General features: G+C 43.4%; 17 protein-coding genes and 1 pseudogene. 9 read left to right on the forward strand and 9 right to left on the reverse strand.

Annotation, left to right across the window (positions count from 1 at the left end; genetic code table 11):
• Positions 1-11: 11 nt before the first annotated feature.
• On the reverse strand, positions 12-146 hold the full coding sequence (locus V7K27_RS18985) for a hypothetical protein (RefSeq protein ID WP_334949643.1): 135 nt from the start codon (positions 144-146) through the stop codon (positions 12-14).
• A 322-nt stretch (positions 147-468) separates the two neighbouring features.
• Positions 469-6,591, reverse strand: a complete 6,123-nt coding sequence (locus V7K27_RS18990) for an AAA family ATPase (RefSeq protein WP_334949664.1) — start codon at positions 6,589-6,591, stop codon at positions 469-471.
• Positions 6,592-6,715: 124 nt separating this feature from the next.
• Between V7K27_RS18990 and V7K27_RS18995 the strand changes: the two genes are divergently transcribed.
• From V7K27_RS18995 to V7K27_RS19015, 5 genes are all read left to right on the forward strand, one after another.
• Positions 6,716-7,444, forward strand: a complete 729-nt coding sequence (locus V7K27_RS18995; RefSeq protein WP_334949644.1) for a cysteine hydrolase family protein — start codon at positions 6,716-6,718, stop codon at positions 7,442-7,444.
• Between the two features lie 478 nt (positions 7,445-7,922).
• Positions 7,923-8,195: a hypothetical protein gene (locus V7K27_RS19000; protein WP_334949665.1), complete on the forward strand. Its 273-nt coding sequence runs from the start codon at positions 7,923-7,925 to the stop codon at positions 8,193-8,195.
• A 100-nt stretch (positions 8,196-8,295) separates the two neighbouring features.
• The gene (locus V7K27_RS19005; protein WP_334949645.1) at positions 8,296-8,499 is read left to right on the forward strand and encodes a hypothetical protein; all 204 of its coding nucleotides are present in this window, start codon (positions 8,296-8,298) and stop codon (positions 8,497-8,499) included.
• 123 nt (positions 8,500-8,622) lie between these two features.
• Entirely contained in the window at positions 8,623-10,404 is a 1,782-nt protein-coding gene (locus V7K27_RS19010; RefSeq protein WP_334949646.1) for a M61 family metallopeptidase, read from the forward strand.
• A 63-nt stretch (positions 10,405-10,467) separates the two neighbouring features.
• Complete coding sequence (locus tag V7K27_RS19015; protein ID WP_334949647.1) at positions 10,468-10,656, forward strand: hypothetical protein; 189 nt, start codon at positions 10,468-10,470, stop codon at positions 10,654-10,656.
• Here V7K27_RS19015 and pyk read toward each other — a convergent pair.
• The gene (gene pyk / locus V7K27_RS19020; RefSeq protein ID WP_334949648.1) at positions 10,598-12,367 is read right to left on the reverse strand and encodes a pyruvate kinase; all 1,770 of its coding nucleotides are present in this window, start codon (positions 12,365-12,367) and stop codon (positions 10,598-10,600) included. The genes V7K27_RS19015 and pyk overlap by 59 nt on opposite strands.
• 360 nt (positions 12,368-12,727) lie before the next feature.
• Entirely contained in the window at positions 12,728-12,880 is a 153-nt protein-coding gene (locus tag V7K27_RS19025; protein ID WP_334949649.1) for a hypothetical protein, read from the reverse strand.
• Between the two features lie 38 nt (positions 12,881-12,918).
• Here V7K27_RS19025 and V7K27_RS19030 point away from each other — a divergent pair, with 38 nt between their 5' ends.
• Both V7K27_RS19030 and crtR read left to right on the forward strand, forming a co-directional pair.
• Positions 12,919-13,329, forward strand: coding sequence for a hypothetical protein (locus V7K27_RS19030; RefSeq protein ID WP_334949650.1), 411 nt, complete (start codon positions 12,919-12,921; stop codon positions 13,327-13,329).
• A 2-nt stretch (positions 13,330-13,331) separates the two neighbouring features.
• A complete protein-coding gene (gene crtR, locus V7K27_RS19035; protein WP_334949666.1) occupies positions 13,332-14,222 on the forward strand; it encodes a beta-carotene hydroxylase in 891 nt (296 codons plus the stop codon).
• Between the two features lie 381 nt (positions 14,223-14,603).
• On the opposite strand, the gene V7K27_RS19040 is transcribed toward crtR, so the two are convergent.
• The 4 genes from V7K27_RS19040 to V7K27_RS19055 all read right to left on the reverse strand — a co-directional run bounded on the left by V7K27_RS19040 (position 14,604) and on the right by V7K27_RS19055 (position 18,671).
• Positions 14,604-16,091, reverse strand: coding sequence for an acyl-CoA synthetase (locus V7K27_RS19040; RefSeq protein WP_334949651.1), 1,488 nt, complete (start codon positions 16,089-16,091; stop codon positions 14,604-14,606).
• A 121-nt stretch (positions 16,092-16,212) separates the two neighbouring features.
• Positions 16,213-17,193, reverse strand: a complete 981-nt coding sequence (locus tag V7K27_RS19045) for a magnesium transporter CorA family protein (protein ID WP_334949652.1) — start codon at positions 17,191-17,193, stop codon at positions 16,213-16,215.
• 262 nt (positions 17,194-17,455) lie between these two features.
• Entirely contained in the window at positions 17,456-17,833 is a 378-nt protein-coding gene (locus tag V7K27_RS19050; RefSeq protein WP_334949653.1) for a DUF1634 domain-containing protein, read from the reverse strand.
• 1 nt (position 17,834) lies between these two features.
• Positions 17,835-18,671 carry a sulfite exporter TauE/SafE family protein gene (locus V7K27_RS19055; RefSeq protein WP_334949654.1) on the reverse strand — a complete coding sequence of 279 codons (837 nt, stop codon included), beginning with the start codon at positions 18,669-18,671 and terminating at the stop codon, positions 17,835-17,837.
• A gap of 305 nt (positions 18,672-18,976) precedes the next feature.
• On the opposite strand from V7K27_RS19055, the gene V7K27_RS19060 reads away from it, so the two are divergent.
• Complete coding sequence (locus V7K27_RS19060; protein WP_334949667.1) at positions 18,977-19,186, forward strand: hypothetical protein; 210 nt, start codon at positions 18,977-18,979, stop codon at positions 19,184-19,186.
• Here the strand turns inward: V7K27_RS19060 and V7K27_RS19065 are convergent.
• Positions 19,186-19,692: pseudogene (locus V7K27_RS19065) on the reverse strand (efflux RND transporter periplasmic adaptor subunit); the annotation flags it as partial. The gene V7K27_RS19060 and the pseudogene V7K27_RS19065 overlap by 1 nt on opposite strands.
• A 344-nt stretch (positions 19,693-20,036) precedes the next feature.
• On the opposite strand from V7K27_RS19065, the gene V7K27_RS19070 reads away from it, so the two are divergent.
• Entirely contained in the window at positions 20,037-20,531 is a 495-nt protein-coding gene (locus V7K27_RS19070; protein WP_334949655.1) for a GNAT family N-acetyltransferase, read from the forward strand.

The raw sequence follows: 20,531 nt of genomic DNA on the forward strand, positions 1-20,531 counted from the left end.
GCCAATGCATCCTAATACAATGTTAGTGCATTCCCCTGCAATGCTAATGCATCCCTCTGCAATGCCAATGCATCCCTCTGCAATGCCAATGCATCCCCCTGCAATGCCAATGCATCCCCCTGCAATGCCAATGCGTTCCTCTGCATTAAAAACGCTACGCTTTTACGCAAAACTGTACTTAGAAATTAGGACTTATATCACAATACGGTTTGGATAAGGTTTTTTAATGACACGTCCGAGATCGCAAAGACGCGATAAATCGCCGTCTTTACAATAATCAGTCCTTTGTAGAGACGGCGATTTATCGCGTCTCTTATCTTAACCGAACCGTATTGCACCCCGCAGGCTCTTAGGGGAGCGAAAGCATACAGTGCGTAAGTCCTCGCGCAGCGTCTCGTAGAGAGCGTCATTACAAATTACGAACTTGTACTGAGCGCAGCCGTTGGCGCAGCCTCTCGTAGAGAAGTATTACAAATTATTTTGATCTCGATTTACAATCACAACAATTTCTGTACCTTGTCCAGGTTGGCTCGCAATCGTCAGTTGTGCCCCAAGGTGTTCTGCCCGCTCGCTCATTCCCAGCAATCCAAATCCGCCTACAGATGGAATCGTAGCAACCCCAAAGCCCCGTCCATCGTCTTTAACGCGCAGGATACATTGGGCATTGTCATACACCAACTCAACACGAATTTCGCCAGCATCAGCATATTTTATGGCATTGGTTAATGCTTCCTGTCCAATTCGTAGTAAGTTATTTTCAACCTCGGCAGGCATTGAATAGGCTGTGCCTTTGATTTCGTAGATCAAGACTGTATCAGCAGCCGCTCTCATTTGAGTCACAAGGCGATGAAGGGCAGTTTGTAAATTGCCATCTTCCAAGAGATGAGGGCGTAGCGCCACCACCGATCGACGCGCTTCAGCAAGCCCTGTTCGTGCCAGTTCATCAATCATTTCCAGCATTTCCAGATGTACCTGGGTTGCTTCGAGATCGTCCGCTAGCACTTGCGTTGCCGCTCCGACTTGGAGCAGAATGCCTGTGAAAGACTGGGCTAGCGTATCGTGAATTTCTCGCGCCATGCGGTTGCGTTCTTCCAGAATGGAGGCTTTCTCGGCGCGTTTTTGTTCGCGTAGTGCAGTGTTTCGCTGTTCGCTAATGTCTGTGATGAGACTGTAGAATCCTCTGACTTGAGCATTGCGATTGCCTTTGGCACTGCCCCTTGGGCAATCGCAATCGGGGATAAAGGTAGCACTGATGCACCGCTTACCAACTGAAAAGGGAATTTCTGCTTCCAGGTTTGCAGTTTGCCCTTCAAACACTTGATTAATATACGGTTCAACCATTGAATAAACCGTCTCACCCAGGAGTTCATGAACAGACTTGCCCAAAATCTCATCTCGACTACGGCTAAACCAGACCTCATAGGTGCGGTTAACAAACCGATAGCGCTGATTTGCATCCACGTAGCCGATCATCGCAGGTAGAGCGTCGGTGATCAGTCGTAATTCTTGTTCGCGTAAGCGAAGCTCGTCGTAGACATCGCGCAGTGCAGCTTCACTTTTCTGTAAAGCTGCCGTCCTTTGAGCGACCTGTTGCTCTAAAGTACGGTTGTAATTGGCTAAGAGGTTTTCTGCTTGTTTGCGCTCTGTGATGTCTTGAAAAGCTACGATCGCATAAGCCACATCCCCCTGTTCGTCAAAAACTGGAGTTCCCCACGCCTCAACTGGAATGGTGGCGTTATTTTGGCGGATTTCTATGTCGTCAACAGTGGTACGATCGCCGCTCAACGCCCGGATGATTGGCAGTTTCTCTGTTGGATATTTTTGATCCGTTCCCGCCAGATAAAATTGATAAATCTCTGCGATTTGATCCGGTGTCACAGCCGGATCGATCTCTTTGCCCATTAACTGAATTCCCCGTTGATTGGCGTAGTAAGGGCGACCAGTCGCATCTACTATTCCAATTCCGACTGGAACCGCTTCTAGAAATTGAGTTATCTTACTTTCGCTGGCGCGTAGCTGTGAATAGAGTTTGGCGTTTTCGATTGAAATGGCTGCTTGGGTTGATAACAGATTCAAAACTTGCGATCGCGTAGCGTCTCCTAATGCCTCCGGCACGCTTGCGCGAACGGAGAATCGCTCTGGTGTAAATGCCCCAGCCGCTAATTTATTTTCTAGATACAACACGCCCACTAGCTTACTTTGATTGAGCAGAGGCAAACATAAGATTGATTGAGTTTGATTGTGTTGAATATATGGCTCATTAATAAAATTACTTTCACGAGTAGCATCATTTAAGATGACACATTCGTGAGTACGAATCACATAATTAATAATTGATTCAGGTAGATGATTTGCAGTTGGGATAGATTGCAGCACTTGTGTTGCATAGACATTCTCACCCTGATTGAGTTCGCCAGACGCTTCAATCACCCATTCTCCTGAGTTTTCCAAAATCAAAAATCCGGTTTGTGCGCCAGCATTCTCGATTAATATCCTCATTAATGAACTAAGTAACTTATCCAGTTCAATTTCACTAGAAATCGCAAGGGAAGCTTTCATCACGGCAGTTAAGTCGAAAGCGATGGGTGAGTGATTAGAGGTGGTTCCAGAAGTTGTGTGGATTGGCACGTAAGCCATGCTCGACGATTGAGGAAATAGCTGCGGATATCGAGTTTCTAAATCTTTGACCTTTGCAGTTGCTCCCCATCGTTCATAGCAGTAATGTGCTTCCTTCATGTAAGTTTGGGCGATTTTTTCTCTACCTCGTGCCAGATAATGTTTTGCAGCTAATTCATAAGCTAATGCTTCTTCTTGCAAATACTCGTTGTCTTTAGCCTCTTGAATGGCTTGCTCATAAAATTCTTCTGCCTCAAGCAACTGACTCAAAACTCGTGCCATCTCTGCTTGCACTAAATGATATTTATGCAAATGATTCATGGGCGCATAATATGCCCATTGCTTTATTTTATTCTGGTTAACCGCAATTTTTTTGAGGATTTCCTCTTGCGCTTGAGCGCTGCTTTCAGGGTATATTGCGAGTCTTGTCAAAGCATCATATAGGTAGTAAAAAGGCGCAATAGGTGTGCCTGTTATTCGGATTAAATAACGTTCTGCTCTGGTTGAGTTTTCAACTGCCTGAGCATAGTCAGAAAATAGGTAACACAGGAAAAGTTTATTAAAATAGACATCAAAGATTGCAGTTCCATCATTTGCTGCTTCGTGTTGTGGCAATCCATTCTCCTCATTGTAGAATTTGCCAACTAAACGGGTTGGATTGACCGAGTATCCCATCAAATTTGCGATCGCCTGGTGAAATATTTGATTCCAGGTTAGTGCTGTTTCCTGTTTGATTTGACGAAGTGCTTCATTGTATGTCGCCATCTCGCGTTCAACCTCCACGAGTTCGTTTCCGACAACATAGGAGTTAAAGCAATAAGAGTGAGCGCCATAGGCGGCAAACTCTAAATCCCCGGTTTCTAGCCCACTTTGATAAACTTCTAGTAATGGCTGTAATGTGTCTCTCACATGATCTTTCCAATGAATGATAAAGGTATTCACGATGAGGGATGTTCTAGCGATGAGTGAATGGGACTTAGGTTGTGACAACTGCCTTAAAGCTAACTGTCCAAACTCGTAGCCAGTCTCGATGTCTTCGATCTTTCCACACAGAACTAATCCAAAGTTGGCATAAGCAAAGGAAGACGCAAAGGAATTTCCATGCTCGAATGACAAGCTGACTTGTTTAGATACCAGTAAGGCCATTAAATCAGGAGCGGCAATCCAGGCCGTAATCGTAATTCTAGATAGGATTCGCATTGCTGCTAAGTTCTCTGGCTCGGTCATTTGGGGCAAATCGATCAAGTCTTTAATCTGTTTCTCACTAAAGAGTGATGCGATCGCGTCTAGTTCAAGCTGAATATCTAACTGACTGGGGGTTTCGGGAAAACTAATTCCCAGTTGCTGCAACACTTGCAATCCAGTGTTAATTGCTTCTAATAGTTGGTTCTGCGCGATATAGGTTTGAATTTTGACTTCGTAAACTTTCACGATGTCGAGAACAGTTTTGGCTTCTTGGAAAACGATCGCTATCCAACATTCTACCTGCTCAAAATCGCCACACAAATACGCGACTTCTGTTGTTTCTAAATATAAATCTAATGTCAGGTCATAGTTTGTTTGCCAGCTAGAAGCTGCTAACCAAACTCTTCCTGTGGCTAAATATTTGTTAGCCATACTATAGGCGATCGCAGTTTTTGCTTTCTGTCCGGCGATTAAATTTAATCTCGCAATTTCATTGCGTTCTGATTGATCTGCAACAAGCTCAATCCCATGATTCAGATGATCGACAATTTCAAACAGCCTGTCTAATATTCGCTCTGGCAAAGTTTTTCTTAGTAGATTGCGACCAATATGGAGATGAACGACTTGTTTGTGCGACTCATCGATCAAAGAGTATGCTGCTTGTTGCACGCGATCGTGCAAAAACTTATACTCTTGAATTAACAAGTTTTCATCTAATTCAGATAGGGGTTGAATTAATCCAACTTGGATGGCTGCCAGTAAATTCAGGAAAACCGTTTTAGGTGATTTCTCACAAACAATCGATAACGTATTTAAATTAAATTCAGCACCGACGCAAGCGGCTAAACGGAGAATTTGCTGTGTGACTTCTGGTAGTTTCTTTAACTTGTGAAGCATTAACTCCACAACATTATCGGTGATATTTTGGGCTTGAATCTGAACAATATTCCACTGCCAGCTTAAGTGTTCAGCATCAAAGGTCAATAAATTTTCGCTATACAGCATTCTCAAAAATTCACTGACAAAGAAGGGATTTCCTTCAGTTTTACGCAACACTAACTCAGCTAAAGGACGAACGCTATGTACATCCCGATGTAGTGTTTCAGCAATCAACTGACTCAATGGCTCAAGTGTTAAAGGTGCCAGAATAATCTCTTGAAGTACTGCCCCTTGTTTTCGCAGTCTATCTAATGTTAATACCAGTGGATGCGTTGGATGTACCTCATTATCTCGATAAGCTCCAATTAAAAATAGGAATTGGCTTTGCTCATCAAGCAGTATCAGCTCGATTAACTTGAGCGTTCCTGAGTCTATCCACTGCAAATCATCTAAGAAGATCACAAGGGGATGTGACTCTGAACAAAACACCCGAATAAATTGCTGAAAGGTTCGATGAAAGCGATTTTGAGCTTCATCGGCTCCTACTTCCGGTACAGGCGGCTGTTTGCCGATAATTAATTCAAATTCTGGGATCACATCAATGATGATTTGTCCGTTGGTTCCCAAAGCTGTTAGCAGGTGCTTTCGCCACTGTTGCACCCGATTATCTGGTTCACCGAGCAATTGCTGCACCAATTTTTGCAGGGCATCCGCGATCGCACTGTAGGGAATATTGCGCTGGAATTGATCAAATTTACCAGAGATAAAATAGCCGCGCTTTTGGGTAATTGGTTTATAGATTTCCTGGACTAAGGCAGATTTACCAATGCCAGCATAACCAGAAACCAACATCATTTCAACTTGGAATTTTGGGTTGTCCGTTTGTTCTCGATCTGAAGTCGTTTCTGAATTGTTTGCTAAAGCAGCAACGCGATTTGACTCTGGAGACGCTACGCGAGCAAATGCCGCCAGTAACATTGCAACTTCCTTATCCCGTCCATAGAGTTTTTGGGGAATTTGAAACTGATCGCAAATGTCTTGAAGCGCCAGTTGAATGTAATTAATTTGACCGATTTCTGCTAATTGATCGGCACAGATTTCTAAATCCGCTTTGATTCCCCAAGCACTCTGATAACGATCTTCGGCATTTTTCGCCATCAGTTTGAGAATGATCTCTGCAACTGGCTTGGGAATCGTTGTATTTATTTGATCGGGAAAAACAGGCTGTTTGGCAATATGACAATGGACTAGCTCAAGTATGTCCCTTGTTGAAAACGGCAGATGTCCAATTAGTAGTTCGTAGAACGTCACACCAAGGGAGTAAAAATCGGTGCGGTAATCGAGTAAACGGTTCATCCGCCCGGTTTGCTCTGGAGATAAGTATGCGAGTGTTCCTTCTAAAACATGAGGGTTCTTGAAAGTCGGATTCGTGCGGTTAAATTGGGTAGCAATTCCAAAGTCAATAATTTTGACAACGCCAGTATCCAAATTGAGAACGATGTTTCCAGGGTTGATATCTTTATGAATGACATTGGCTGCATGGATTCTGCCCAGAATGTCGCAAAGTGCGATCGCAAGACCTAGAAAAGTGGATAAAGGCATGGGGCAGAAGATATCTGGGCGCTTATGCATCCATTGCTCTAGGGACTCTCCCCCAAAATCTTCCAAAAGAATCACCATAGTACGTTGATAGTCCTGCTGGCTGTATGCCTTGATAACTCCTTCTTCTTTGATGGAGCGGGTAATTTTATATTCTTGTCTGTAGCGGGTTAGTTCTTGAGGTGAGGGATAATCAAGCTTGAGCATTTTGACAACGATCGCTACTCCATCGTCTCTGATGCCTCGATACACTAGAGAATTAGAACTTTCGTATATCTTGTTTTGGATGGCAATACCAGGTAGAGCAATCATAAAGCTTCTTTGGAGAGTATGATCTGGCATACATCAAACTATACAATAATTCTCATTATTAGAATGATTTAGATGGCAGAAGTAGTATCGAACTTCTACATAAAAGACCTTAAGACCAATACCCGTGAATGAATTTCGCTTTTATCTCTCAAATCCTCTTGATGGGCTAATTATGGGCTTTTTACCGAATGATAGGCGATTGGCAGCCGTCCAACTTGGCTCCGCCAAGAAAGCACAGGCGCAGTCTACTTCATTAAGTCAACGTAAAGGGATTTTGTTAGCGGTAGATTTACAAAATGGCTTTTTGATCACACCTGAATGTGAAGCGGTTGTGCCAAAGGTAGTTAATAATGCTAGTAAGTTTCATCAGGTTTGGGCAACTCGCTTTTTTAACCGGAATCCTAACTTTTCACGTCAACTAAACTGGAATGAGATGGTGTCTGGGCAGGAAACAGAGCTTTCTAAAACCTTAATTCCGGTTGTCAGCAAAACGTTTGAGAAGCCTTCATATTCTCCAATTTCACCTACCTTGCTCCAAGTAAATATTATGTCCCGATTTCTTTCTTTTCATGCTCATGCTCCTAATTCTTTTGTGATGTCACCTGCCCTGCTCCAAGCACTGCAAAATAACGCTATTACTACAGTCGCAGTGTGTGGAGTTGATACAGACGCTTGTGTGATGGCTACAGCTTTAGGACTCTTTGATGCTGGATTTGAGACGTTCGTAGTATCAGATGGCTGTGCTTCTAGTGGTGGGCAGGAATATCATGAAGCGGCGATTAAGATATTGAAACGCAATATTGGAGATAAATATGTGATTCCTCTTGGCGAATTACCTGCAATGTTATCTTAGTGTATAAGAGGGTGTTTGAAAAGTTATGAGCGGTAAAAATTTATGCTAAACGCTTCACCATGATGCAAATCATAGCAAGATAGATAAAGGTATCCAATGACTATTTAGGAAAAAGATTATTGTTTGCTGGTTGATGAGTGGATATCAAACAGTATCATAGACTACAAAAAAATTAGCGATCGCACTTCTTTGGTTGTGGCGGAAAATGCCGGAAACAAAAGAATCACAATCGCAAGATAGAACGCCAACGCACTGCTCAGAAAGACAGATTATGGGCTTGGTGTGAGTATGCCTCTTAATATATTCATATATGAATATGCTTTACCACTCTGATATATGCAATTAGATGGTTGAAAAGAGATTTGCCTGAATGTTTTAATGTTATTAAATAATTTACAATTAAATGTCGGTCTATTCTCAATAGACCATCGGTAATTTTTGTAAGTTAATAATTTTTAGCTAAATGGCAATTTCAAAGATGGAAAATACATTAATTGATAAAACCTTCCGTGATAGCGATGGCAAAATTGTTTTAGCTCAAATGCCAAACCTACCACTTATTGTTTGGATAGTAACCAGTATACTTGCTCTAATTTTTACAAGTGGCAAAATCAATACAGTATTAGACATACTAGCAAATGGTTCTTTGTTCACTTGGGCGTGGCTGGAATTATTTCAAGGCGTTAATTATTTTCGCAGAGCATTAGGTCTTGCGGTATTAATTGGTTTTATCGTATTAAAAATTCAGTAGTTACAGCTATTTTCAGGTAAATAGACCACGCGGTAGGGACACAGCACTGCTGTGCCCCTACGACAGATGTGGTTGTCTCGTTAAGAGTCGGAGACTCTTAATGCATTCCGAGAGGCTCCGCCTCAAGACTTGCGGCAGAGCCGCAATTGAAGAGCATTTCCAGCTTCTTGCTGGAAACGAGATTTTAAAAGGGTTTTGGCTTAAGTTGACACCAATGAGCAGTGCTGTGCCCCTACGACAGATGTGGTTCAATGCCAGTAATGAAGCACAGAATCCATTCTGGATTCTGGCTCCTGAATTCTAAATTCTTCTTCGGTAAAGTTGTTGTTGTAGGAATTGTGCAAAATAATTCAGTTACCCTGAATCCCCAAGGGGAATTTGTCATGATAGGAGAAATTACTTATCGACTATTAACTCAGCGCACAAGATGACTGAAGCAACAGCAACTCGTCCCAATATCTACATCCCGGAAACGGGGCCAACGATTCATTACCTGGTGGCAATGTCCCAACCAGAAACCCATCTGTTTGAGGTGACTTTACGCCTTGTCGATTACCCTTCGCCCATTCTCGATTTAAAATTGCCGGTGTGGACACCCGGTTCTTACTTAGTTCGGGAATACGCCAAGAATTTACAGGATTTTGTGGCTTTTGCCGAGGATAAGCCTTTACCTTGGCGGAAGATCAGTAAAAATCACTGGCAGGTAGACAAAATAGGTGTTTCCGAATTAACTGTACGTTACCGTGTTTTTGCGAACGAGCTATCGGTACGGACAAATCACTTAGATGCAAGCCACGGTTATTTTAACGGTGCGGCACTATTTTTTAGAATATCGGGCTGGGAGAACCAACCCATTCGCGTTACCATCGTACCACCACGCCCGAAATGGCAGGTAACTACTGCCTTGCCACCCATTGCTGAGGAAACGAATACTTTCTTGGCTGGCGATTTTGATACTCTTGTTGATACTCCGTTTGAGATTGGTAGTCACCAATTGTATAAATTTGAGGTTTTGGGAAAACCCCATGAACTGGCAATCTGGGGACAGGGAAATTTCCAAGTCCAGCAGATGATTGCTGATATCCAAAAAATTGTCCAGGTAGAAGCGCAGATGTTCGGCGGTTTGCCATACAAACGATACGTGTTTCTGCTACATTTATTTAGCCAAGCTTTTGGCGGTTTGGAGCATAAAAACTCTTGCTCGTTAATTTACCACCGTTTTGGGTTTCGCGCTCAGGATAAGTACGATCGCTTTCTTCAATTGGTAGCACACGAGTTCTTTCACTTGTGGAATGTCAAGCGAATTCGCCCAAAAGCATTAGAGGTTTTTGATTACGACCAAGAAAATTACACACCATCATTGTGGTTTTGTGAAGGCACTACTAGTTACTATGACTTGTTAATTCCTTTACGGGCGGGAATTTATGATGTTAAGTCGTATTTGAATAACTTAGGCAAAGAAATTACCAGATATGAAATGACACCGGGGCGCAAGGTACAACCCGTTTCCGAGTCGAGTTTTGATGCCTGGATAAAACTCTATCGCCCGGATGCCAATAGCGGTAATTCCCAAATTTCCTACTATTTAAAAGGAGAAATGGTATCGTTGTTGCTAGATTTACTGATTCGCTCTACTCACGACAATCAGCGATCGCTCGATAACGTCATGCAGAAAATGTGGCAGCAATTTGGACAAGCTGAAATTGGCTATACCCCAGAACAGTTGCAGGAAGTTATAGAATCTGTCGCCGGAATCGATTTGACTGATTTCTTTAAACGCTACATTGATGGCATTGACGATTTGCCCTTGAATCAGTACTTAGAACCCTTTGGCTTACAGTTGGTAGCAGATCAGCAGGAAGAACCTTACCTGGGTGTGAGAATAAATACAGAGAATGGGCGGGAGATGATTAAGTTTATAGAGATTGGTTCACCTGCACAAATAGGGGGAATTGATGCAGGTGATGAGTTGTTAGCAATCGATGGAATTAAGGTAATGGCGAATAGTTTAAGCGATCGCCTGAAAGATTACCAAGCAAACGATACCATCGAAGTCACAGTTTTCCACCAAGACGAACTGCGTACTTATTCCATCACCCTCGCGTCACCACGTCCCACTCGATATCAAGTAAAACCTGTTGAGCATCCTGACTCCACCCAGCAGCAAAACTTTAGGGGATGGCTTGGGGTTGCGATCGCAACTGTTTGATTAGTCATTAGTCATTAGTCATTAGTCATTAGTCATTAGTCATTAGTCATTAGTCATTAGTCGTTGGGTATTGGGCATGGGGCATGGGGCATTGAGCATGGGGCATTGAGCATTAATTATTCTCCCTCATCTCCCTCATCTCCCTCATCCCCCCACTCCCCACTCCCCACTCCCCACTCCCCACTCCCCACTCCTAAGACGTTCTCACCGCCCCAGAGTAAATTAAACCCCGTTGCAGATCCAGCGTTATAATCGCTCCATCCCGAATCGCCTTTGTTGCCTGCTTCACGCCGACAATCACTGGCACACCGAGACGTAAGCCAATCACTGCTGCGTGACTTGTGAGACTTTCCTCTTCCGTAATAATCCCGGCAGCTTTCCGAATTGCCTCAACAAAATCGGCACTAGTGCGGGGTGCAACCAATATGTCTCCGTGATTAAAGTTACTAACATCCATGCCAGTATTAGCTACCCTGGCGCGACCACTCACTGAACCTTGTCCCAGTCCAATGCCGTGACCTAGTATTGCCGTCACCACCTCTACTTTAATCAAATCTGTGGAGCCGGAAATTCCCTGGAGTGTGCCAGCAGTCATCACTACTAAATCTCCCTCAGACAGTAACTTCAGTTCCTGAGCTACGTTGATCGCAGCTTGAAATGTCTGACCAGTGGAAGGTAATCCTAGTACCAACAGTGGTTTGACTCCCCACACCATCTGTAGCTGTCGCGCCACATTTACATGGGGTGTCACTGCCAAAATCGGTGTATGGGGACGGAACTTAGAGACATTGCGAGCTGTTGCCCCGGTTTGCGTTAGGGTCATGATTGCTGCTGCGCCTAGTTGTTCGGCAATTTGACCTACAGCTTGACTAATCGCATTGGGAATGGAGCGGCGGGCATCTCTCGAAGAACGTAAGTTTAAGTGTTGGACTTCTTCCTGCTCCATGCGCTCGGCAATTCGTGCCATTGTCGCTACTGCTTCTACAGGGAAGCTACCCACTGCGGTTTCATTGGAGAGCATCACCGCATCCGTACCATCTAAAATCGCATTTGCCACGTCCGACACTTCCGCGCGAGTGGGACGGGGATTACTCACCATGCTGTCTAACATCTGGGTGGCGGTGATGATCGGAATCCCCAAACGATTTGCTGTGGCAATTAGCCGCTTTTGGAGTACGGGAACATCTTCTGCTGGCAGTTCCACCCCTAAGTCGCCTCTGGCAACCATCACGCCATCACACAAAGCCAGAATCGCCTCCATTTGTTCTATGGCTTCGTGCTTTTCAATTTTGGCAATTACTGGAACTTGCTTGCCTGTACTGGAAATTAGCTCTTTAATTTCGATCATGTCCTGGGGATTGCGGACAAAGGAAAGCGCCACCCAATCTACACCTTGATCTAGACCAAACATCAGATCCTCGCGGTCTTTGTCGGTCATTGCCTTAACTGACAGGTAAACGCCAGGAAAGTTTACGCCTTTGTTGTTAGAAAGTTTACCAGGCACGGTGATGCGACAATGCAAATCACCTTTGTCGCGGTTAATCTCCTCCACCAGCATTTCGACTCGTCCATCATCGAGGAGGATTTTTGCGCCAACTGGGACTTCTTCGGCTAAATAATCGTAGGTAACACAACTAATTTCTTGCGTACCTACAACCGGACGATTTGTCAAGGTGAAGCGATCGCCTTTTGCCAAAACTATAGACCCGTTATCAAACTTCCCCAAGCGAATTTTTGGGCCCTGCAAGTCTTGGAGAATAGCCACTGGCTGATTTAATTCAAAAGCGGTTTGGCGAATTAAGCGAATACTACGCTGATGGTCGGCATGAGTTCCGTGGGAGAAGTTTAGCCGCAGCGTCGTGGCTCCCGCTTCAATAATCGCCTTGAGCATTTCAGGACTGCTTGTGGCGGGGCCTATAGTAGCGACAATTTTTGTCCGGCGCAGAGAATCTCTTAATTGCATAGGGGCTGAAGTTAGGGAGCTATCTGGGAAGTCATCGTAACTTAAGTGGCATCTCCTTTTCAGTTACTGCTATATCAATAGATATAAGCAGTTAGAGAGGGTTTATGGGAGAGTGAGGCTATGGGATAGACTAGATATAGTACATCAATCTTGTATCCATCGTCCCCACGAAGGAGTTTAGCCCATCAACTTCTTGCCAATTGTCATACCCCACTTATCAGTAAAGATTTGGCCTTGTCTGGAATCATAGCGTTATTCATCTGCTGATATGCAAAGCTGTAGATAAATCTTGCTATACAAAACTTTATTATTCCATAATATTTGTCGTATCATAAAACTTTAAATAAAACATAGTCATATCTAATCAGCCATAGTCTTTTCCTTGGGTTTATTTAGTTGTGCGATCCATGCCCTAACCACATCAGAGCTAGACACTCCCCTACTGTCTGCTTCCTGTTGCAGTTGCAATAATTCATATTCTGTTACCCGCACAACTAACCTTTTATCTCTCATTCTGTGTTACCATTTGGTTATACATCCATCATAGCAAAATGCAGTTAGTAGAGCAGCGAGTCATCAAGAAAAGCAATCCAGCATGGCAGGAAATAGATGTAATGTCATTTGCCTCTAAGAACTTGTGGAACGTCGCTAACTACTGCATTCGTCAATCATTTGTATATGGGCATGGTGTGCCGTCCTACAACTCAATGGACAAGCTAATGCAGCCAAGTTTGGAGTATAAAGCACTCCCAGCGAAAGTTGCACAGCAAGTCCTGAAATCGTTGGATCAATCATGGAAAAGCTACTTTGCTGCTAGAGCAGAGTACAAGAAAGAACCATCCAAGTTTACTGGTTTTCCCAAAATACCGGGATACAAGCCCAAAAAGCCATGTCTGACTATATTTGACTATGCAGAACTGAACTATATTCGGAATGTTTGCTCAAGAAGGAGTCAATGTTAAAGATGATCGCATCGGAGGCACAAAAGCCACTGACAATCCCGCCCAAGGAATTTTTAGCGCCTCCTGGTGATTTCAATCCCACGCTACTGCTGTTTTTCGGATCTGTGGCAATGCTGGTGTTATCCAGCTTTGGTTACTGGCTTTGGGAATGGCCGCACTGGCTATGCTTTAGCGTTAACACGATCGCCTTGCATTGTGCTGGAACGGTAATTCATGACGCGTGTCACCAATCTGCCCATCGCAACCGGGTGATTAATGCGATGTTAGGGCATGGCAGTGCTTTAATGCTAGCTTTTGCTTTTCCAGTGTTTACGCGGGTGCATTTACAGCATCATGCCCATGTTAATCATCCCGAAAACGATCCAGATCATTATGTCTCTACTGGTGGCCCGCTATGGTTGATTGCGGTGCGGTTTTTATACCACGAGGTATTTTTCTTTCAACGGCGACTGTGGCGTAAATATGAGCTATTAGAATGGTTCATCAGCCGTTTAATTGTGGGTGTAATTGTTTATATATCAGTGCAATACCACTTTTTGGGTTACATTCTCAATTTTTGGTTTATACCGGCTTTTGTGGTGGGGATAGCACTAGGATTATTTTTTGATTATTTGCCCCATCGTCCTTTTGCGGAGCGCGATCGCTGGAAAAATGCTCGCGTTTATCCTAACCCAGTTCTCAATATCCTGATTATGGGACAGAATTACCACTTAATTCATCATTTGTGGCCTTCTATTCCTTGGTATAATTATCAGCCCAGCTATTATCTCATGAAGCCCCTATTAGATCAAAAAGGATGTTATCAAACTTCAGGATTGTTACAGAAAAAAGACTTTTTTGAGTTTGTTTATGACATCTTTTTAGGAATTCGGTTTGATCATCACAAAGAATAGATATAGCATAATTCAGAATTCAGGAGTCAGAATTCAGGAGTAAAACAGGCTTTATACCTAGCTTTGGGACGAATCGTTGTGTACTTCACCTTCCTTGAAATCTGCTGTAATTTGGGATTAAGGTTAGTAACTTTATGGACAATTCCAGCAACTTGAATCGAACAGGCGATCGCTAAGAGCGAAATAGCTCAACTACTGTCGGCTTAGTCACTTTCCCCATAGTAGACGTAGGTTGGGTGGAGCGGAGCGCAACCCAACATATATCAGTAGTAGACGTAGGTTGGGTGGAGCGGAGCGCAACCCAACATATATCAGGATGTTGGGTTACGCAAAGCCTCCACCCAACCTACAATTTTTTTGCTTGAATCGAACAGGCGATCGCTATGGGCGAAATAGCTCAACTACTGTCGGCTTAGTCACTTTCCCCATAGCGTTGCGAGGTAATTCTTCAAGCGTCAGAATTTGGGTTGGGACTTTATAGACAGCCAATCGCTCTTTTGCCCAACTCCTGAAAGATTCTAATGTTAAAGGTTGTGACCGTTGCAATACTAACGCAGCACAGACCCGTTCACCCCACTCTATATCTGCAACCCCAACCACTGCACATTCCTGAATATCTGGATGCGATCGCAGCACTTCTTCAATTTCTAAAGCTGAAACTTTATACCCTCCCGTTTTGATGATATCCACACTCATCCGTCCCAGAATACGGTAGTTGCCGTTCTCAACTACGGCGGTATCTCCAGTACAGAACCAGCCATCTTGGAAGGCTTTGGCGGTTGCTTGGGGGTTTTGCCAATATTCTAGAAACACTCCGGGGCCTTTAACTTGGATTTCTCCTGGGGTTCCGACTGCAACTAACTCCCCACTCTCATCCACTAACCTGACTTCAACATCAGGTAGAGGCTTTCCGACATATCCCGATCGCCGTTCACCGTGTAAAGGGTTCGATAGCGCCATGCCAATTTCCGTCATCCCATATCGCTCAAGTAGAAAATGGCCGCTGATGGTCTGCCACTTTTCTAAAACTTGAACTGGTAACGCCGCCGAGCCAGAAACCATCAGGCGCATTTTAGCACACCCTTCTGACATACTTTTTTGGCTTTCCCTAGAGGCAGCTTCCCAAGCAGCAATCAGCTTTACATAAATCGTCGGTACTGCCATAAATAAAGTTAAGTCACCGTCACAAATTCGGTTCCAAACGGTTTTGGCATCAAACTTGCTCAACATCTGACACTCCGCCCCAGCCCATAAAGCACAGGTCAATACATTGACAATTCCGTGAATATGATGTAAAGGTAAAATATGCAAAATGCGATCATCCGATGTCCATTCCCAAGCGGTGATTAAGCTAGTCACTTGCGCTTGAATATTTTGATGAGTTGTAACCACACCCTTCGGTTTACCTGTTGTACCGCTCGTGTAGAGAATTAAGGCGCGTCTAGTGATATCTACCTCTGGGAGGCGGCCAACATTAGATGGGAGCGTTTCCGAAGTGAGAATAAATCGCAAATTGTGTTCAGTAGCGAGCGATCGCAGTATACCCTCAAAATTGGGATGAGCAACAATAATCGATGCTCCACAATTGGTAATCACATACTCCAATTCTGGTCGCGGGTGGGAAATACACAGAGGTACAGCTATACCACCAGCCCGCCAAATCCCCCATAGAGTGGCGACATACTCAAACCCCGGCGGGATGAGAAAGGCAACTCGCTGCTGTTGTAAATCTTCGGCATTTTTAAGAAGCCCTGTTGCTATTTGACTGGAAGTGTGCAGCAAATCTCGGTAGGTAAATGCTTCGTCCGTTGTCGCAATCGCCGTTTTCTCGTTGTGTTCTTCAGCACGAATAATCAATGGGAGATTCACGTTTTTTTACCGATTTAGGGTTAATTCAATCTACTTATTGAAAGTAGTATATTTTGATTTCCTTTCTACTGATAGGCTCAGATCCCCGACTTCTTCAAGAAGTCGGGGATCTTTTTATTTGCTACAACCAACGTTGTTTTCTAGCATAAGTAATGCTACTAACTACAATTAATGCCATCACGCAGATCACAGCAGGATAAGCCCAAGGTTGCTCTAATTCCGGCATATATTTGAAGTTCATGCCATAGAAACCAGACATGAAAGTGATTGGTAAGAATATGGTTGAGAGGATAGTTAGGCGATTAATTCGTTCACCGGTTTTGCTAGCAATATTATCGCGTTGAATTTCCATTAATTCTGACATCCAGGCTCTCAGAGCTTGATATTCTTGCCAGAGTTTATCAACGTGATGAACCAATTCTTGCTTGAATAGTTCCTTCACAGGCTGGGTGATCCATTGGAAATCTTCGTGATCCATAATCGCCATAAGTGACTTGATGCTTTGAAAATTACGGCGTCCCGAACGAGTAGATTGCCTCATCGTGGCAATTTTTTGGTACGTTGATTCATCACCGGAATTATCTAATACTTCATCTTCTAAATCATCAAGTTTTCTAGAAATATAGTCAAATACAGTTTCGTAATTATTCAAAACATCTTTAAAAATGAGATAAAAAAGATAGTCAATTCCCAACTTTTGAATATCTAGAGTTCGCTTTTGGAGATTATTAGCTAGAATACTTAAAATTTTTAGTTCAGTGATTTCAAAAGTGATGATAAAATTATTTCCAACTACAATATTGCCACGCGCAACCTCAAACTCGTGATTTTTTATTTGAGGAGTTAGAATTTCATAGCTGTCAAATAAACAATCTTCTACGTCTTCATCAATTCCTACAGGAGAATGGTTGAAAATCATGTTAACACGAGATGGATTGAGTCCAAAGTGCTTGATAATTTTGGCAGTTCCAGTGCGATCGCGGAAGTGAATACAGCGCAACCAAATATTTTGAGAACCATCAATCTTTTTCAGTACCGTATCGACATCCCAACTGGTGAATAATTCCAGGTTATTTTCAGAAAAAGTGAGGAGAGTTAGCATATAGCAATCCTGCTGGCATTATCGGCTCTTGGGGCTAGATGGATTAAATCTTACCCTAGCAGGACTTACGCAAACAATAGCTGAAACCCTTATTTTTACGTAGGGGCAATTCATGAATTGCCCCGGAGGGCGTCTAGTTTTGCGTAAGTCCTACCTAGCTCTGATAGCGCCACTTTGTTTCAAATTTTATTACTGATCAGACGAGTCCCCTTGTCAATAGGTTTTGAGATGCGCTAACCCTGAGATATATCTAAGAATTTCCTCAAATCAGACTGTATATCAGCCCAACCAGTACAATTAAAGTCACAATTACATAGGTATAATCTTTGAGTCGCACAAAGGCTAACAGCGAAAAAACAACTCGTACAACTGGAGTAGCAATCAGCAACAGTAGTCCTAGTTGAATAATGCCTCGGTTACGACCTGATAATATTGATGTTTTTACCCCGTCTGGAGTGCGAAACTCTGCTGGTTCTCCCCGAAAAAACTGGTAATTAGGAACCTCAGTTCCGTGGCGAATTAAGTACAAAATTCCACCCACTAAAACCAAAGTGGTGGCAAGAATGACCCCGACTCTTAACAGATTGCCAATAAATTGTTCAAAGCGCTGCTCAAACTTAGTACGCCTTTTTTGAGCCATTTTAAAGCCTCCCAGTTAGACCTTTGTAAATCATTTCTAGCGCTAGTACCAAAATGACAACGCTGAAAATATTTCGTAAAAGTTTTACCTCGGCTCTAATCAATACCCGCGCCCCTAAAACAGCACCCAACAGTACCCCTAACATTACGGGCATTGTTAATCCGGGGTCGATGTAACCTCGGTTCAAGTAGATTCCAGCGCTAGCCGCCGCCGTCACTCCAATTATGAAATTGCTGGTGGTTGTAGAAACCTTGAACGGGATACGCATAATTTGATCCATTGCCAAGACCTTGAAAGCTCCAGAACCAATGCCCAGCAATCCAGAAATTACACCAGCCACCAACATTAATCCAAATCCAGAGGTAATATTACCTACGTTGTAAGGCTGTTCTCCCGTTGGTGTCGGATATGTACTACTGAGCTTCAGTCGAATGGTTAAAGGATTAGATGGTAAACTGTTGAGGTCTTCATTCCTGGTTTGACGCGACAAATATGCCGAGTAGAGCAAAACAAACCCAAAGACAACAGTGAGCATTCCAGTAGAAATTTTTGCTGCTATGGTTGCCCCGAATATTGCGCCAAAAGTTGTAGCTATTTCTAGGAACATTCCCAACCGCAGATTTGTGTAGCCTTCCTTGACGTAGGCAGAAGCCGCTCCACTAGACGTAGCAATTACAGAGACTAGAGAAGCACCAATGGCGTAGTGAATATCTACTCCACAAACTACAGCGAGGAAGGGAACAATTACTACTCCACCACCTAAGCCGGTCAGTGCCCCCAAAAATCCGGCACTCAAAGAACCAAGCCAGACCAATAGAGAAAATTCTAGGATGTTCAAGCTACTTCCTCCGCTACAAACTTTTTAGGTTGAGACTAGAAAGGGAAACTCAAATTTTTACTGGCTGATTTGACACCAGCATTTTAAGAACTTTTACTAATAGGAGCAAATATCTTTGTTTTTCCAATTGATAAATTAAATTGATTAATAAAACAGGAGCGGAGCCGGAGACGCTCCTGAGTTCTGAATTCTTCTTATAAAAGTAAACTCACATCTCCAGATTTGCACTTTTCTGCATAGCTTCAAAATTCATCTCCAATTAAAATAAGTCATACTTCAACGAGTAAAGTTGGGGGTAAAAGGTTATGAATCTCAAAGTAAACCTGACAATTCAGATTAATGCCAGTCAAATTGATTTACGTGGAAGTAGTTATATCAGAACTCAGGTTGACGATGAAGCTAAGGGTAATGCAGGCAATATCAGCATCAAAACTCAACTATTAAATGTACAACAAGAATCGCAAATATCATCGGGAACTAACGGAAATGGAAACGCGGGTAATTTAACGGTATAAGCTGATAACATTATTCTGACTGGTTTAGACAACTGACCAACATTCAACTCTAGAGATACATTCATTGCAGAGCGCAACAACTTCTTAGAATCTGAGAACAGAGCAACTTTCACTTCAAAGCTAGTAACATTTTGCTCTACTGTTGCCTGAGCCGCGATTTGTGATGCTTACCCCGCAAATGTTTTTCCGGGGTAAGCATCAGCCTTAATTACCACCTGTTGATTGACACGAATTTCAGAAATGTTGCTTTCCGAGATATTTGCCACCACCTGATTTGTATCAGCTAATGCCAGAATCGATGATGAGGTTGCAGAAGAAACTGAACTAGCTGCCGTCATTGGCGTGACAAAGGCACCTGGGTCGGCATACTTGCAAATCACAACTCCATCAAAGGGTGCGCGAATCAGTATATCATCAATCTGGGTTTGGATGTTTTGTAACGCTCCGCTAGCAGATATCACCTCTGCACGAGCTTGGTCAATATCTTCTTGACGGGTTCCGGCTTTTTGCATCCATATAAGCCAACAGCCCGCACTTCGGCATACTTCGATTTTGCTACTTCGGCTGCGCTCAGTACCCTTCGGCAGAGCTACGGGCAGGCAAAGTCAGTAGAAGAGGCTCTGTTAAGTTGATGTGCAGCTAAATTGTATAACACGAAAACCCAAAAATATTGTAGTGCGGGCATCTTGCCCGCGTCCAATATACAAATTAAATACGCAACAGCTTACCACCGTAGAGATCGCCTTGAGAGTACCGCCTGAAATCGACTCTGCAAGAATTGCTATTTGCTAGGTAAATTGGGATATAGATGCGGAAAAATTTTTTGTGTAAACTTGACCAGCAAATGGTAATGAAAAACTATTATCAAGATTTTATAATTCGTGATTGGGTGGAAAGCGATCGCACTAGAGCCGCCGAAGTCATCAGTTATGTATTATCAGAATACGGTCTGGGTTGGGAACCAAAGGGCGCTGACCGAGATGTACTGCGAGTAGAAGAATATTATTTAGCGACTGGGGGAGAGTTTTGGGTAATTGAACACCAAAGCCAGTTAGTAGGTACTGGAGCTTACTACCCCATACACCGTGGCAAAAAAGCTGTAGAAATCCGCAAAATGTATCTTTTGCCGAGCATCAGGGGTTTGGGATTAGGGAAATATTTGTTACAACAGCTAGAAGCAGCGATCGCACAGCGTGGATTTGGGCAAATTTGGATTGAAACCGCCAGCGTTTTGGTGGAAGCAGTCAAGCTGTATGAAAGTAACGGCTACACTCCAGCAACGGGAGTCGAAACTACAAGGTGCGATCATCGCGTGTATGTTAAGTCATTGGTCAATGGTCATTAG

This window comes from Nostoc sp., assembly GCF_036919575.1.
Lineage (GTDB): Bacteria > Cyanobacteriota > Cyanobacteriia > Cyanobacteriales > Nostocaceae > Nostoc.